Annotated in this window: 11 protein-coding genes and 1 pseudogene; 6 read left to right on the plus strand and 6 right to left on the minus strand. The window is 57.5% G+C overall.

All coding sequences use genetic code 11. From position 1 onward, the window contains the following. The first annotated feature begins 111 nt into the window (after positions 1-111). Together CAI21_RS09655 and CAI21_RS09660 are read left to right on the plus strand one after the other, a co-directional pair. The gene (locus tag CAI21_RS09655) at positions 112-1,119 is read left to right on the plus strand and encodes a TolB family protein (RefSeq protein ID WP_116302095.1); all 1,008 of its coding nucleotides are present in this window, start codon (positions 112-114) and stop codon (positions 1,117-1,119) included. A gap of 36 nt (positions 1,120-1,155) precedes the next feature. After that, complete coding sequence (locus CAI21_RS09660) at positions 1,156-2,226, plus strand: TolB family protein (RefSeq protein WP_116302096.1); 1,071 nt, start codon at positions 1,156-1,158, stop codon at positions 2,224-2,226. Positions 2,227-2,373: 147 nt separating this feature from the next. On the opposite strand, the gene CAI21_RS09665 is transcribed toward CAI21_RS09660, so the two are convergent. The 3 genes from CAI21_RS09665 to CAI21_RS09680 form a co-directional block, all read right to left on the minus strand. After that, positions 2,374-2,655, minus strand: coding sequence for a FitA-like ribbon-helix-helix domain-containing protein (locus tag CAI21_RS09665; RefSeq protein WP_220347885.1), 282 nt, complete (start codon positions 2,653-2,655; stop codon positions 2,374-2,376). A gap of 861 nt (positions 2,656-3,516) precedes the next feature. Then, complete coding sequence (locus CAI21_RS09675) at positions 3,517-4,875, minus strand: sensor histidine kinase (protein ID WP_116302097.1); 1,359 nt, start codon at positions 4,873-4,875, stop codon at positions 3,517-3,519. Between the two features lie 125 nt (positions 4,876-5,000). Continuing rightward, entirely contained in the window at positions 5,001-6,062 is a 1,062-nt protein-coding gene (locus CAI21_RS09680; protein ID WP_116302098.1) for an AI-2E family transporter, read from the minus strand. 162 nt (positions 6,063-6,224) lie between these two features. On the opposite strand from CAI21_RS09680, the gene CAI21_RS09685 reads away from it, so the two are divergent. After that, on the plus strand, positions 6,225-7,706 hold the full coding sequence (locus CAI21_RS09685) for a protein adenylyltransferase SelO (RefSeq protein ID WP_116302099.1): 1,482 nt from the start codon (positions 6,225-6,227) through the stop codon (positions 7,704-7,706). Positions 7,707-7,806: 100 nt separating this feature from the next. After that, on the plus strand, positions 7,807-8,160 hold the full coding sequence (locus tag CAI21_RS09690; RefSeq protein WP_116302100.1) for a hypothetical protein: 354 nt from the start codon (positions 7,807-7,809) through the stop codon (positions 8,158-8,160). A gap of 49 nt (positions 8,161-8,209) precedes the next feature. Here CAI21_RS09690 and CAI21_RS09695 read toward each other — a convergent pair whose 3' ends face one another. Next, positions 8,210-8,623: an HIT domain-containing protein gene (locus tag CAI21_RS09695; RefSeq protein WP_116302101.1), complete on the minus strand. Its 414-nt coding sequence runs from the start codon at positions 8,621-8,623 to the stop codon at positions 8,210-8,212. A 923-nt stretch (positions 8,624-9,546) separates the two neighbouring features. Here CAI21_RS09695 and CAI21_RS09700 point away from each other — a divergent pair. Both CAI21_RS09700 and CAI21_RS09705 read left to right on the plus strand, forming a co-directional pair. Then, complete coding sequence (locus CAI21_RS09700) at positions 9,547-10,596, plus strand: glycosyltransferase family 2 protein (protein WP_116302102.1); 1,050 nt, start codon at positions 9,547-9,549, stop codon at positions 10,594-10,596. A gap of 92 nt (positions 10,597-10,688) precedes the next feature. Continuing rightward, a complete protein-coding gene (locus tag CAI21_RS09705) occupies positions 10,689-11,930 on the plus strand; it encodes a phosphotransferase (RefSeq protein WP_116302103.1) in 1,242 nt (413 codons plus the stop codon). Positions 11,931-12,194: 264 nt separating this feature from the next. Here the strand turns inward: CAI21_RS09705 and CAI21_RS09710 are convergent, their stop codons facing one another. Beyond that, positions 12,195-13,382, minus strand: a complete 1,188-nt coding sequence (locus CAI21_RS09710) for a ribonuclease H-like domain-containing protein (protein WP_116302104.1) — start codon at positions 13,380-13,382, stop codon at positions 12,195-12,197. Further along, positions 13,360-15,778, minus strand: a pseudogene (locus CAI21_RS09715) (DEAD/DEAH box helicase). Before CAI21_RS09715 ends, CAI21_RS09710 begins: the two are co-directional and overlap by 23 nt. Positions 15,779-15,974 lie beyond the last annotated feature (196 nt).

Below are 15,974 nucleotides of genomic sequence, written 5' to 3' on the forward strand. Positions count from 1 at the left end.
CGAAAAGAGGCTAACCCTTTCGCGGCCCATGGCTTCGGCTACAGCAGCTAGAACCGGCTCGTTACAATACGAAACAATTGAATTTAGAGTATCCATTCAAGGAAACGTCCAATGCTACGCACCCTCTTATGCCACCGCAGGGTATGGCCCATCGTCGCCGGCTTGCTATTCGTAATCGCCGGGCTCATGGGCGGCTGCGAACGGGCCGACACGGCTGACAACGCTAGCAACGGTCAGGTGCCTGAGCCTGCGGGCAGCACCCTCATGCTGGGGGAGACGCCGCTGAGTGGCAAAATTGTCTACCGGCGGAGTGATCAACGCGTACGCAACTTTGAGTTCGTGACGCTCGACCTCGCGACCGGACACCAACGAAGCATCCCCGTAGCGTACGAAGTGAGCGGCCCTAACTTCTCACCAACGTCCAACTCTATTGTATTCCACATCACACGCGATCTACTGACCAACCCTCGCGATACGATCGCGTTTCTCGATTTAGAAACCGGCGCCGTGCGGGAGTTGGACAACCTGCCATATCGGGCTGCCCTGTTTCCTCGGTTCTCGCCCGATGGCCGCCAACTCGCCTTCTATGTGCTGACCGATAACGAGTACCGCTCGAAGATCTACATTAGTGATCTGGATGGCCAGAACCTAACGCCGATCCCCTGCCCCGCCGAAGCGCTCTGCCGCCACCCCCAATGGCATCCCGAAGGAAACCGGCTCTTGTACGTGGCGGACGAGACCGAGGTTCACGAGATTGATCTGGCAACAGAAGAGATCAAAGTGCTTGATTCTGTGGCGGACGACAAGGGCTATGAAATACATCAAGCGATCTATCTCGACGGCGGCGAGACGATGGCCGTGTTATGGGATAGAACGTCGTTCCCTCGCCGGTCCGGCATTTCGCTTGTCCCGCGTGACGGAGAGAAAACAATCTTATACGAGCGGCGAGGCTCCATTCCCAGCATCTATCGTTCCGGGCTGCCTAATACGCTATTCTTCGTTAAAACCAACCTGTTACGGAAAGAAATCGACATCTTTATCTACAATTATTTAACGGGGGAAGAGGTTAAGCTCTCGGAGGCGGATTGGTTTTCCGGGGGAGTGAACTGGAAGCCGTAAATATAGCCTACCCTATGTAGGGCTTGCCCGCCGCATATGCCCAGCACCCAGAACAACAAACAACTGCACTCAAAGTACCAAGACAAGGAAATTCCGGTGCCGCACTCCTTCTTACGCCACCGCCGAGCACGGCCCATTGTCGCGAGCTTGCTGCTCGCGGCAGCCGGGCTCATGGTCGGCTGCGAACGTGCCGACACGGCTGGCAACGGCCATGCACCTGAGGCCGGAGGCAGCCCCCTTACGCTCGGGGAGACGCCGCTGAGTGGCGAACTTGTTTTTCTGCAAAGCAATATGCGTATGCAGGACTTCGAGTTCGTGACGCTCGACCTCGCAACCGGGGAAAAACGGCGCTATCACGTCGGCTACGAAGTAAGCGGCCCCAACTTCTCGCCGACCTCTAACGCTATCGTGTTCCATATCACCCGAGATCTACTGACCAACCCTCGCGATACGATCGCGTTTCTCGACTTAGAGACCGGCGCCGTACGGGAGCTGGATAACCTGCCTTATCAAGCCGCGCTCTTTCCCAGGTTTTCCCCCGACGGCCGCCAACTGGCCTTCTATGTGCTGACCGATAACGAGTACCGCTCAAAGATCTACCTCAGCGATCTGGATGGCCAGGACCTAACGCCGATCCCCTGTCCCGCCGAAGCGCTCTGCCGCCACCCACACTGGCACCCGAGCGGAAATCGGCTCTTGTATGTGGCGGACGAGACCGAGATCCACGAGATCGATTTGGCAACGGAAGAAGTGAAAGTCTTTCGCTCTTTTGTCGGCGATAACAACCGAACGCTGTCAAGAGCCATTTATCTTAAAGAAGGGAACAAGATCGCGGTGCTGTGGAGAGATAAAGGCTTTCCCCGACGAAACGGCATAACGCTGATATACCCAGAAGACGAGAAAGAAGTTGTCTATGAAGGCCGGACGCGGATTCCCAGTATCTACGAGGTTGACATTCCCGACACGATCGCTTTAGCCAAAACTAACCTATTGGCTAGAACGCTAGATGCCTTTTTATATAACTACGTGACGGGTGAAGAGCTCCAAATCTCCGAGCCTGACCGGTTGTCGGGCGGCGTGCATGGACGGCGGAAGGAAATGCACTAGCGGCCACAGGATTCAAAACACCAGTACAAGGGACTTCCCGTGCTGCATACCTTCTCATGTCACCGCCAGACCCGGACGGCTGTCGCCGGCTTGCTGCTCGCAGTTGCCGGGCTCATGGTCGGCGGTGACATACGAGGGGGATAGCATTCACCTTTTCTTGGATCGACACCCTAATCCAGTTGTGACGACGTTAGTGTCCATCAAAAATGCCCGGCGCCTCGTTGTCGTCGACCCGCGCAAATCGGCATCGCGACCAACGTCCGGCATTTCCGCCAGAACCTCCGCGAGGCTTCTCCGAGGCGTCTGACACAACGCCTGCTCAAGAATCGCTCGGTGCTCGGCCTCCACGCTACAGCGATTCCGTGCGGCGCGTTCCTTGAGCGCTTGGGCAACCCTAGCGTCCACTCCGCGTACTAATAACTTCGCCATACTCGCCTCCACGTCTTGCCCCGCTCTCACGGACTCCGCCGCGCCATGACTGCTATCAATGATAGCGCACCCAACTAAAGCGTAAGGGACAGCAGGACTGCTACTCGGCTGCGACACAGCTATTAAGCAAAAACTAACGGACAATCCAGGAAATCATCTCTATTCCAGTCCAAAATAAGAGAGTGCGCCCCTCTAGTTCAAAGGCTCGCGGCTAGGACAAGAAAAAGGAGCAACCATGCTAACTAACCACTTGGAAGCACACGCCATCAATGTCGTCACCGACAAATTCGCCCGAAAAAGAAAACATTCAAGCACACAATCGACGTCTACCTGAAAGATTCCAATCTCTACTCGAACGTATATTTCTCCAGATACTTCGAGTGGCAAGGAGTTTGCCGAGAGCGCTGGTTTTATGAGTGCATATCGAAGGATATCCTTCAATCGAAAGGTGTTTTTTTACTAAGCACGCATCCCAGGATTACGTAAAAGAGACCTTCCCTTTTCAGTCGGTTGATTGCCTAATAAATAGCTTCAACATCAGGAAGTGCTCCTTCAGCCTTCAGTTCAAATTTTATGTTTCAAACGAGCTAGTCTCGTTAGGACATCAGGTACTCGTCTTTGCAGACTATAACAAGCGCCCCAAGCGGCTTCCGGAATCCGTTCTTCGTAAGATAAAAGATTTCGAAGCCAAACCGATAAAGGCCGGCGACAGACTTGTCTCAGCACACTGAGCCTATCTATAGCTGGAATACAAGCAACAAAAGGGGCCAAGGCGCACTTAGTACACTGAGGGCAGCCCTGGCCCCTCTTTGCTTGCAAGCTTATTTTGTGAGTCACTAGCCGTAGAAACTGGAGGGAACTCTAAGATAAATGTAGTAAACCCCCCTCTACTGATTCGCATATTATCCTGCCACCAAAAAGCTCCATAACCCGGTAGCAAAATGCCAAACCAATACCTGCGCCAGCTCCCGCCTGCTTAGTACTGTAGTAAGGTTCAAAAATGTGCGGAAGCGAAGCTTTAGGTATTCCCACTCCTTCATCCCTTACTAACAGCTTATTTACATCACTCTGACATATCAGGGAAACTGTTATATTACCTTTTTCAGCAGCTTTGATTGCATGAACAGCATTTTTCATAAGATTGAACAGCACGTGGACGAGCAAAGGTTTTGCACCGAGAAAAACAAAGTCCGTATCGGTTTCCATTCTTACCCGACTCTCTACGTTGGGCTCAAAGGGATATGTGTCAAAAGCCTCTCTCACACACTCTCTAGCCGAACAAAATGAAAAGTCCTTCCTATCCATAGAATCAACCCTAGCGGCTGAAAGAATCATATCAATCGTGACGTTGACACGGCTGACGCCGTAGCCTATGCGTCCTCCTATATTTTCCAAGGCTTCAATCTCACGCCTTCGTAACCAGGGCACTTGAAGGTTATGCGCAATCGCTTTCTTGTACCCTTCAATCAGCACCGGTAAGCAGCGCTCAAGAGTAATCCCTTGATAACCTATGCTCGCAAGCGGAGTACGAATTTCATGCACAATCGCCGCGGCAAGCGCCATGGGGCTCGTCAGCAAGCCATGTCGCGTAATGGCTATGGATATGATGCCCAGGCTTATTGCAAGAAAACCGGCACCCGGCGGGTACATTTCTAGCCCATAGTTAACCAGGTAGTCCACGGCAGCAAAAAAGTAGACCAACAAGGCTATGAGACAAAGCTTTAACCGAGCACGCTGTACCGAAACCGCTTCGTACATTCCGACATAGGTAATGTAAAGCCCTCTGCTGACGACGATAAACGTCTGAGCCAAGTGCAAAGGATGGAGAACGCCCGCGCTCGGATAGTAGCCCCAAAAATATTCTCTGTAGCCGTCCACAATAAGGTCGGACGCCAGTAACAAACCTGCCAGAAACGTCGCGACCCCATAGGAAATCAAGACGTAGTCTCGCTCCCTATAGCGGTTATTCACTTCGACAAGAAAGTGATACAGCGTGGTGGGAAGAAAGAGAATGACAAAATAACCGGCCTTTATGGCGATCATCGCCCAGTCGCTTGTTTCTAACTGAAATAGGAAGGACCAAGTACCCTGCCAAAGAAAGGTGGCGAAGCACATGGCGAAAAACGAGACAGTTACTCGCGTTACGCCTTTGGCTAAGAAGGCATAGATGCCATAGGCAAGAAAAAGGACGGCAACTAGGGCGGGTATGATTGAGTACATGATATTACATACAAGGTCCAACAGGACAATATTGCTACAATCAGTATGGAATATCAAACAATCAAGAAAAATATAACGAATAACTAAATAATAAAAAGTGAGAACATATCAGGTATTTAGAAAACTCATTTATGCTCTAACGCAAAACGGATCAACGCCAGGCAAAGCGCGAGAATCAACGGGCCGAGCAGCAAGCCGACCATTCCGAAGGCGGCGGCGCCACCGATGACGCCGAGGAATACCGTCAAGGTTCCGATCGGCGCACGGCCGGAGACCAGAAAAGGCCGCAGGAAATTATCGACCGTGCTGACAAGCACTCCCCAAGCCAATAAAGCAATAGCACTGCCCCAACGCCCCTGCACGGCAAGCACGATTGCCGCCGGCCCCCACAGCAACGGGGTGCCGACCACCGGCAGCAAGGCGACCAAAATACCTACGGCACCGAAGACAACCGGTGCCGGTAGCCCTAGCACGGCGAAGGCGGCCCCAAGCATTACCCCTTGAATCACGGCCGTTAAACCGATACCGAATACCAAGGCATGGACCGCATCGCGAAGGTGTTTATTAAGGTGAGTCTTGGAGGCATCCGGTAGCGGTATCAGGCCCTGAACGGCATCAAGGATCGCCTGCCCGTCGCGTAGGAGGAAAAACAAGGCAAAGATCGCGACCGTAAAACCCAACGCCGTACCGAAGGCACCGACGAAGATTTTGCCGCCTAAACCGGCTAAGGCTTCCAAGCTTGCCTTCGCGCTTTCTCCGGCCCATTGGCGGAGCTCGGCAGGGCTAACGCCTATCAGCTGTTGGATACGTTCTAGCGCCGGTTGCAGCACTCCCCCCTCGATATCCGGTGCCTGCTCGCGGGCGAAATCTTCGATAACCGGTGCGATTTCCGCCAACTCCACAACAAAGGCAGCGCCTAAGGCGGCGACCGGGCCGAGGAGGATGACGACGGTGGCAAGCGTTAGTAAACTCGCCGATAAATTCTCGCGCCCCCGCAGCAAAGCCGTGAACCGCACATGCAGCGGATAAGCGAGCAGAGCGATCAAGGCGGACCAGACCAGGGCGGAGAAAAGCGGGGATAGGATTCGATAAACCAGCACCCCTAATACGAGCACCAGGCCCACACCGAACGCACGGGCGTAGAAGCGGTCGCCCGTTAGGGCTGAGCGAGACTCGGGCGCCACCATTCAGTCCTCCTGACCGCGTTCCCCTGCAACGTTTAGTTGGGGTACAACAACCGCCAGCAAAGCCTGAACAACACGGGGCGGTGTCGGAAAACCTTGCCAGAACCCCTATTGTTTGCGCCAATATACCCCCAAGAGTGAGCCTTACCGATTGCCGGAGTCAGCATGTTTCCTCAGTTCAGCCTGCAATACAGCCGCCTACCGGAGCGTTTCTATCAGCATTTCGAGCCGGCGCCGGTTAAGCGCCCGCGCCTAATCGCGTTCAACCGCGGGCTGGCCGAACAACTCGGGTTTGACTTGAGCGCGTATCCGGGCGACGACAAAGCGGCCGAGTACTTCGCCGGCAACTTGATACCGCCCGGCGCCGAACCGCTGGCGCAAGCCTACGCAGGCCACCAGTTCGGCGGTTTCGTTCCGCAATTAGGAGACGGGCGCGCCGTGTTGCTCGGGGAAGTCCTCGATAGGAACGGGTGCCTGCGCGATATTCAACTCAAAGGCGCCGGCCGCACCCCGTTCTCGCGAGGCGGCGACGGGCGAGCGCCGTTGGGGCCGGTACTGCGAGAGTATGTAGTTAGCGAGGCAATGCACGCGCTGGGCATTCCTACCACGCGCGCCTTGGCGGCGGTGAGCACGGGAGAGCACGTCTACCGCGAGATTCCCATGCCTGGGGGCATACTGACGCGCGTAGCCGCAAGCCATATCCGCGTCGGCACCTTCGAGTATTTTGCCGCCCGCGGCGACCTTGAAGGACTCAAGCGGCTCGCGGACCACGTTATCGCGCGCCATTATCCCAGCCTCGCCTCGCTGGCCGACGACCAACGCTATCTGGCGCTGGTGGAAAACGTCCAGCTCCAACAGGCTCGCCTCATCGCCCGCTGGATGGGTGTCGGCTTTATTCATGGGGTTATGAATACCGACAACACCTCCACGGCCGGCGAGACGATCGATTACGGCCCGTGCGCCTTTATGGAGAAGTACGATCCGCGGACGGTGTTCAGCTCTATCGATCAGAACGGGCGCTACGCCTATGGCAATCAACCGGCTATCGGGCAATGGAACATCGCTCGCTTCGCGGAAACCTTGCTGCCTTTAATCGATTCCGATCAGCATCGTGCCATCGAGCGGGCTACCGAGCTGATTCAACGTTTTCCGGCTCTTTATCGGGCCGAGTGGCTCGCGGTCATGCGCGCAAAGTTGGGGCTATGTCGAGACGATAAGGAGGATTTTGCGCTGGCCGAGGCTTTGCTCGCTGCTATGCACAGCGGCCGCGCCGATTTCACGCTCACGTTCCGACGGCTGTGCGACTGTGCCGAATCGCCGGCGCACGACGAGCCCCTACTGGCACTGTTTGAGCAAGCGCAAGCGGTCGAGGCATGGCTGCCGCGTTGGCGCGAGCGGCTTACCGAGGAACCTGCTTCGGCGGCGGAGGTGGCGGACCGGATGCGCCGCACCAACCCGTTCTACATTCCCCGCAACCATTTGGTCGAGCACATGATCGAGGCGGCTATCGAGCGAGACGATTACCTGCCGCTGCATAGACTCAACGAGGTGCTGGCGCGGCCGTTCGACGAGCAGCCCGGGCGGGAGCGCTACGCGCAACCGGCCACGCCTCAGGAGCAGGTTTACCGTACCTTCTGCGGGACTTAAACGCCTAAACGACGTCGTCGCGGTCGCACCGCTGCGGTTTGCGAACGATTCGCAGGCATTAATCTTGCTAAAGTCTCATCAGAGCAGACAGGGAGGCGCTATGTATACCCGCAAAGCCATCGAGATCGCACAAAAGATGCGACGCCACATCCGCTCTGAGTTCGGCGAGCAGATTCCTCTGGCAACGCCCGACTTGGTCGAACGGCTTTTTGCCTATGTCCCCCGTTCGCGCACCGCCGTACTAGCGCGACTGGCAGCGGAGCTGGAGAAGGAAACGGCGAGTGCGCAATCGACGGCCGAACCGCTCAAGCAGGAAAACGTCACTTACTATCGAGGTGCGGCCTTATCGCCCAGCGCCCCCTCCAAGCCTCAAGATACCAGCGGACCGACGCTTACGACGGACACGGCCGCAAGCAAACCTCGACGCATATATAGGGGGCAGATCATCGAGTAATTGCACCGACCCTGTGCAACCGCTCGCGAATAAGGAGGCGCTGAACGATTCAGCTGCCCTCGCCCAAATGGGCACGCAAATCCTGTATCCGGGCTTCGGCCCGATCAGGCGTGTACGGCTCCGGCTGGCCTCGCCCCCACACCGGTTGCGGCCAAGCAGCATCGGTTGCGAAGCGGGCGATAACGTGCACGTGCAGCTGCGGGACGAGGTTACCGATTGCCGCGACATTAAGTTTATCGGGCGTGAACAAGTCTTGTAACGCTCTACTGACTTGGTCGATTTCGGCGAACAACTGCACGCGATCCGCCTCGGGCACTTCGAATAACTCGCGTAACGCTGGGATGCGAGGTATCAGAATGCACCAGGGATAACGGGCATCGTTCGACAACACCACCCGCGATAACGGCAAGTCGCAAACAAAGCGACTATCGGCGAGCAACCTAGGATGAATTTCGAACGGCATAAGCGACTCCATAGCAGCTTGTTAACGATGATGCTCGGCACCCTAGGGGCAGATCGCTGTAGGGTACAGCCTACATCAAAGATCAGAATTTTCTTACAGACAAATCGAAAGCCTCGATCTAAACTGCCTCTCAGACCTTAACGGAAGGCAGCGACCCGACGGACCGGGAACGGAAGCGCGCCACCACGGTAGGTAGGACTAGGGAGAGGAATCCCAAAGGAAGCGTCCTAGGCCGGCACACGATGTGCCAACGGGCTACCCAGTTTTTGATTCGACGGCGGGGCAGGACGCCCCGCACGTTATTCTTCTCGGAAATCTCTCGGAAATTCAGACCTCTCTGAATAGCTCGGTGTTGATCGTTCTGGTTGACACGTAAAAATCTCCTGTTTAGCATCCCGATTATTACATTTGCGTGAATCTGGGCTTACGCGCTATATCGCGTCGAGCGAGCCGGGCCGCCATCCGCGCAATCCAACCGATTACGTTGCTGCGAACTAGAGCCGCAATAGGTGCGGGAAAGCCGGTAGCGCGCGACCTTCTGTAGGCGCCGTGCGCCTATCGCACCGATATAAACATTATAAGTACAAGGACGTACGGATTACCGATGACCTACCCAAAAAGCAAGGACGTGCCCGGTTTTTCGCGGCGACGGCCCAGGTCGATAAAATCCTGCGCTGCCCGTCGGCCACCCCCCACGCCTAGCCTTATTACATTACCCAACCACGCATCGACTGTAGGGCCTGCGCCTACCGCCGAGGCCATGCCTCGCAGCAAGCAAACCCAACGCCATGAACAGCTGCCCCCGCCTGTTCGGAAGCGCGAGGACTTAGCGCTGACACAACCGGCAATCACACTTAACGAAACGCGAAGAGCGTTTGCATGACCGACACAACCCATCGACAAGAATCACAGGGGCAGCAATCATGAGTGGCCACGCGTTACCTCACTACGATGCGGTCGTAGCAACCTGCAATCGACCCGAAGCGCTTCGGATGTCGCTCCCGTTACTGGTTAGCCAAACGAAGCCGCCTCAGCGGCTGATCGTCGTCGACTCGTCCGACGACCACCAAGCCGTGTGCGATACGGTGGGGCAAGCGGTTATCGGCTTTAACGGCCAAACCGAAATCATCCGCAGCAAGCGCGGGCTCACCTATCAGCGTAACGTGGGCCTTAAACACGTCCAGGAAGCCATCGTGTTTTTCCCCGATGACGACTCGCTGTTCTACCCGGACGCCAGCGAACATATCCTCCGCGCTTATCATGCCGATAAAGCGGAAACTGTGGGCGGCGTGTGTGCAGCGGAAGCCGTGAGCATGCCGGGAGAGCTGGAGGAAAGTTACGCCTTAAGCACAAGCGACAAGATTAAGAAGAAGCTTATCGGCGCTAAACGCACCTTGGAGTCCTGGGTGGCGCCGGATCCGTTCCTGACGCTGGGCCAGGAGCTGATGCGGCGCCGGGCAGCACCGGCTTGGCTTGAGGCGCAAAATGCGGTGCTGGTGGAGTCCATGACCGGGTTTCGTATGACCTATCGGACCGAAGCCATTAAAAAAGCGCAATTCCCGGAAGCTTTCGTCAATTACGGGTTATTCGAGGATACGGAAGCTTCGTTTTCCATTTTACAGAATTACCATTTAGTCGGGGCTCGTAACGCGCAGATCTACCACCACCGCTTTCCCGGCGCCCGTGGCAGCGGTTACTACATGGGGCTCGCGGCGGCGCTTAATCGCACCTACATCATCGCCAAGCATGCCGGCCCAGACTCCGCGGCCCGGCGCGATCTATACAAATACCACCGCTACACCCTGGCGCGCTATGTCATGACCGCCACCGACGCCTTCGGCAGAGATCGCGCCCGCGGTTACCGAGAGGCGCTTAAATTCACGGCAGCGCTGCTAGCGGCGAACGAAGGGGGCCTCGATGAATTGTACGAGCGAATTTGGAACGGGAGCAGTGAGAAAGCCGTCGCCGCCTAGGCGCAAGAAAGCTATCGGCGCAACAATTAGCAGCAAGTAATCGTTGTATTCGTAGATCCCGCCAGGACCTAAACATACTTCGGAAAGACCTCATGAAATTATCGTCGCTTCTTCAACGGGAAGAGTTCTGGTGCGCGTTTTCGGAAACTATCAGCGACTATCTCGCTAGCCGGTTTTGCTGGCAAGGCCGTATCGAACGACCGGCTTCGGCCCACGCGGGCCTGCCGCTGCGGGCGAATATTCACACGAATCTTATTTATCCGTCGGGTATGGCGGGAACCGTGTTGAGACGATTCGCGCGCGAGTACGCTGTCGACCGCCAGCCGCTCAAACGGATTGCACGCCAAGCTTACGTGACGGCAGCGCTCTCGCCGCCTTTCGAGTGGTTTTTATCCCGGCGCTACCTTCAGTATACAGCTCCGCCTCCCGCCAATGCGGATTCTTGGGTCTACCTCCCAGGCAACCACAGCATTAGGGTCATGGATTGGCAACGGGAAGTGTGCCATATCGTCCGCAAAAAGGGCTGTTCCAAGCACTTTTTGGAGGCGGAGATCGATGTCCGGTCTCGGTTTCCATGGCTACCCATCCCGCCTCTCAACGCCAAAGGCGCCGATAACAGCTGGTTCGAAGAGCCTATGTTACACGGATTGCCCCTGGCGCGGCTTAGCGGTAGCGACGAGATCGACGCCCGCTGGCAGGATGCTCGCTCTTCGCTCGCCAAGCTGTATGCGCAGACACGCAAAGAGCGGTCTCTGAGAGAACATTGCGACAAACAGCTTATAAGCATTAGCGCCGGGTGCGGGAAGATTCCCCATTTCGACGAGCTGGGCGTACTACCCGCCGCGCAGCGGCTAAGCCACCTAGCGGCGGCGGGCCCCTTGCAGCAAATCGAGGTTTGCCAAACGCACGGCGATTTTAATCCCAGTAACGTCCTATGCACTGAGGAGACGACGTGGATAATCGATTGGGAATACTCTCAGGAGAGAAGCCGGATCCACGATGCGTTAATCTTTGTGCTACGTGCCTGGCATCCGCCGGGTATGGCCGACCGTCTAAGGCACGCCTTGAACCACCCCACCGAGCTGACGAAGGCTGTTCAATGGACCGGAGCAGAGCTGAACTTTGACGGCTCCCACCGTCAACAGCTTGCCGTTTTCCTTCTAGAAGAAACGGCGACCTTCGTGAATGAGGCCATCGGCGAAGGCGTTCTCTCTCCCGGCCCGGCGCTAAGTACCTTTAGTAAGGAGCTGACAGCTTGTGTAGCGTACCTAAGCGCTTATAAGTCGCCGACGCAAAAGCCCCAGCCGCTCACACCCGCAGCGGGGCTATCGTAGGACGCCGCCCTACACCAATTTCAGAATTTTCTTACAGACAAACCGGGCAGCCTCATTTATTCTGGTCCACAGCTTTTAACGGATGGCAGCGACCCGACGGACCGGGAATGGAAGCGCGCCACCAAGGAAGGCGGGACTAGGGATAGGAATCCCAAAGGAAGCGTCCTAGGCCGGCACACGACGTGCCAGAAAGGCCACCCAAGTTTAGTCGCACGGCGGGGCAGGACGCCCCGCTGGTTGCTTTTGTCCTCTCCCCTTACGCTCTTAGCCTATTCGCCTTTCCAAACGTTGGCGGCGGTGCCGCGCTTCGGCGCTATCGGCAAGTCGTTGCGCGTAATGTAATGCTTGTTCGTAATCCTTAACGACGTGTTCGTAATACTTCGCCAGGTGCTCGGTCGCTTCTTGACAGCCGGCAGACGCTAGCTCCTTCCAAATGTCGACGGCCTCTTCGGTATCGCCGACGGATCTAAGCGTACTTGCCAACAACAACAAACCACGACGATCGAGCGCTTGCCGATACCGACGAAGTGTGGCCAACGCCTTATCCGATTGCCCTTCTCGCGACCATATCTTAGCCACCGCGGCGGGATCTGCGCCCAAGGCAAGCGGGTCGGCAACGGCTCGCGACAAAGCCGACGGCAGAACGACTAGGGACAGAATATCCAGTTCGTTATGCTTTAATACGCGCGGCAGCGCATGCTGGGGCCGGCCGGCCAGATAGTCCTTCCACGCCCAAGGCGCTTCCGCACCCGGCAAATCGTCCTCTCTTTGAACGCCCAACAACTCACGCTCGACAGTACTTAACCGGCAGTCGGGCCAACGGGCGCCGAATAGGCGACGCACCGGGTGCAGCAAGTCCAGGTGCGCCAGATCGTGCAGGTCCGACTCGCGCTGCATACGCCGCCGATCCCGCAACAAGGGCATATCGAAGGATTTGCCGTTGTAACTAACAATCGCCTCTGCCTTCGCCAAGGTATCGGCCACGGCATCCAGCATGCTTGCCTCGCCGGCGAAAGCGGTCAACATCCATTGCCGTAACCGCACCGCCTCGGGCAGCAGCTCGGCGATGCCGACCATGAAGGCCACCGTCCCGGTCCCCCCGGCCAGACCGGTGGTTTCGGTGTCGACGAATAGCGCCCGTTCGGGCAAGGGAAAGGGCGCCTCGACGCTGCGACACGCCGTCAAAGGCCAACGCCCGTGCGAAGTATCCAGGCTGTAGCAGCGGTCGACCAGAATGAGGTGCTCGCCCACCAACTGCCCGCCGACCCGCTCGGCTAATGCCGCCGGCGACTCAACGCGCGTGGCGCGCGGCTTAGACGTCCAGACAGCCCGCCCCCCCAGCCGTTCAAGCCGCTGCCGCACATTTCCGCCAACCGGCTGCTCCGAAGGGGCGTTCGGGGGCGAACCGCCGGCTTGGCGGCGTAGGGTATCAAGCCGCTTCTTCAGGGACATGGGCGCTGAATTGCTCCAATACGGTCAGTGCAGCCTGCTTCGGCGAGAAGCCGCGTTGTTCGTCCGACGCCAGAATCGGCCCGACGCAGGCCGGGCAGCCATACTTACAATCGCAAGCCTGGATCAGGCTGCGGGCATCGGCGACGACACGGGCGCGCCGGTCGTACAGCGGGGCGGATAAACCCACGCCGCCGGGGTAATTATCGTAGAGAAACAGCGCCGGCCGGAAGCGCCCTTCCGCTTCCGGATCGCGCTCGCCGCCATCCAAGGTTCGCAGTTGTCCGCGCCCGTTGGCGCCGACTGTGGCAAACCAGCGCGCATCTCCATCGCCTACGGCTCGACCTAAATCGTGCGGCTCGGCCATGACGGTAAGCGAGGCGACATGATGCATAGCATAGGCTGCGCCTAAGAAACCATCCAGCGCTTGCTGGCGATTATCGAAGCATTCGTCCAGCACCGAAGGCGCTAACTGCCACCACACGGCGGTGGTATGCATTTCCTGGTCCGGCAAATTGATATTGCCAAACCCAATGTTCTCGTGCGTGTAGTAGCGAATCTTTTTATAACCGGGAATACGACGAACCAGATGCACTTCGCCGCGCGAGGTCTCGGTACGCGTATCGCGCTCGCTCTCGAAATTATCGAGAATCTTCAGCCGCGAGTAGTCGATCGCGTCGGTGTAGTAGTCGGCACGGGTTTGCGTGACGAAGGCTTTACGGCCGGTCCAATCCAACGACTCCACTTGGTACGGCATCGCCTGCACCATGTAGATGGCTCCCTCGTACAGCGTTTCCGCCGCGCTGCTGTAGTCCACTTCGGCAATAATCCGCTTGGCGCCGTCGGTCGTATCGATAACGACAAAGTTACCTTCGGCGACCGAACGTAAACTCACGCTTTGCGCCGGATAGCTGTCTTCGGTCCAATGCCAGGTATCGTGCTCGCGATGCAACACGCCCTGCTCTTCCAGATAGGCGAGCAGTTCCTCCAGGTCCTCCTTGCCGAATCGGTCGCCACGCCGAAACGCAGCTCAAAAGCTGCGCAGCGGACATGGTCGAGCAAGATCAGCAATTGATCGGGATCGATCCGCGCGTGCTCCGGCGAGGCGCCTAGAAAGAACTCGGGGTTGCGAATAATGTATTGGTCGAGCGGCTGGCTCGATGCCACCAGCACGCCAAGCGCCGGCCGATTGCGGCGGCCCGCACGCCCCAAGCGCTGCCAGGTAGCGGCAATCGTACCGGGGTAACCATTCAGCACGCAGACGTCCAGCCCGCCGATATCGACGCCTAACTCCAGCGCCGAGGTGGAAATGACGCATTCCACCCCGCCCGAACGTAAGGCCTTTTCGGTCCGCCGCCGCTCGGTGGGCAAGTAACCGCCGCGATACGCGGCGACTCGCTGCGGTTTTCGGGGGTCGCTATCGAAAACGTCCTTCAGGTACTTTGTGAGCACCTCGACCATGAGGCGGCTTTGGGCAAAAACGATGGTTTTAAGCCCGCTCTTCACTGCCATGCGCGCGATTCGCGTGCTCTGCGAACGAGCCGAGGCGCGAATGCCAAGATCCGCGTTAATCACCGGCGGATTCCAGAGCAACAGATGCTTCTCTCCGCTGGGCGCACCGCTTTCGGTAATGGCCCGGACCGGGCTACCGACCAAGCCTTCGGCCAGCTCTGCGGGGTTGGCAATGGTAGCCGAGCTGAGGATAAACACCGGATCGCTGCCGTAGAATCGACACACACGGCGCAAACGGCGAATCACGTTGGCTACGTGCGAGCCGAACACGCCTCGGTATGTGTGCATTTCGTCGATCACGACAAAGCGAAGATTCTCGAAGAATTGCGCCCATTTGGTGTGATGCGGCAGCACGCCCTGGTGGAGCATGTCGGGGTTCGACACGACGATATCGCCCCGCGTGCGGACGGCCTTGCGCGCATCCCCCGGCGTGTCGCCGTCGAAGGTAAAGGCGCGAATCCCAAGCTCGCCGGCTTGATTTAGCTCCATCAGCTCGGCCACTTGGTCCTGGGATAGCGCTTTGGTAGGAAACAAATACAAGGCCTTGGCTTTTTCGGCGAGCGCCTCGTGCAGTACCGGAAGGTTATAGCACAGCGTTTTGCCCGAGGCCGTCGGCGTCACTACGACGGTATGCTCGCGCTTCCGGATATGCTCCCAGGCTTGCCGCTGATGGGCGTAGAGCTGCTCAATCCCGCGGCTCTGCAAGGCGGCAACCAGCCGAGGGTCGAGCTCTTCCGGCAACGGGGCGTAAGCGGCCGGGCGGGTCGGCAAAACGAGTTCGCCGGTAACCCGGCCGCCATATTTTGTAACAACCGGCTCGCTAACCGGCGCACCGGCTGGTCGTCGGCTTGCGTATGACTGCTCTGCTGGGGGTCGGATAAGGCCATTCCGTTCTCCTACTCATCCACCCCGATGTTAAGCCAGAGTAGCCCACGAGAAAACGGGCTAGGTCACTAGTGGCGGATCAGCTTTCGTTTTGCCGGTCCAGAACGCCGCGCCCTCTTGGGCGGGCTTGCGATCTCGGCCGCGGGGGCGTGCCGACAGTCGTTTTCGAGCCCTCGCGCCGGTATAGGCTTGGTAAGC

It is taken from the genome of Alkalilimnicola ehrlichii (genome assembly GCF_003399765.1).
GTDB lineage: Bacteria > Pseudomonadota > Gammaproteobacteria > Nitrococcales > AK92 > AK92.

Bases quoted from the DNA above. Each gene is read 5' to 3' on its own strand.
- CAI21_RS09660 (WP_116302096.1), top strand. From the start codon at position 1,156: ATGCCCAGCACCCAGAACAACAAACAACTGCACTCAAAGTACCAAGAC.
- CAI21_RS09680 (WP_116302098.1), bottom strand. From the start codon at position 6,062: ATGGTGGCGCCCGAGTCTCGCTCAGCCCTAACGGGCGACCGCTTCTAC.
- CAI21_RS09695 (WP_116302101.1), bottom strand. From the start codon at position 8,623: ATGCCGTTCGAAATTCATCCTAGGTTGCTCGCCGATAGTCGCTTTGTT.
- CAI21_RS09690 (WP_116302100.1), top strand. From the start codon at position 7,807: ATGTATACCCGCAAAGCCATCGAGATCGCACAAAAGATGCGACGCCAC.
- CAI21_RS09710 (WP_116302104.1), bottom strand. From the start codon at position 13,382: ATGTCCCTGAAGAAGCGGCTTGATACCCTACGCCGCCAAGCCGGCGGT.
- CAI21_RS09665 (WP_220347885.1), bottom strand. From the start codon at position 2,655: ATGGCGAAGTTATTAGTACGCGGAGTGGACGCTAGGGTTGCCCAAGCG.
- CAI21_RS09705 (WP_116302103.1), top strand. From the start codon at position 10,689: ATGAAATTATCGTCGCTTCTTCAACGGGAAGAGTTCTGGTGCGCGTTT.
- CAI21_RS09675 (WP_116302097.1), bottom strand. From the start codon at position 4,875: ATGTACTCAATCATACCCGCCCTAGTTGCCGTCCTTTTTCTTGCCTAT.
- CAI21_RS09655 (WP_116302095.1), top strand. From the start codon at position 112: ATGCTACGCACCCTCTTATGCCACCGCAGGGTATGGCCCATCGTCGCC.
- CAI21_RS09700 (WP_116302102.1), top strand. From the start codon at position 9,547: ATGAGTGGCCACGCGTTACCTCACTACGATGCGGTCGTAGCAACCTGC.
- CAI21_RS09685 (WP_116302099.1), top strand. From the start codon at position 6,225: ATGTTTCCTCAGTTCAGCCTGCAATACAGCCGCCTACCGGAGCGTTTC.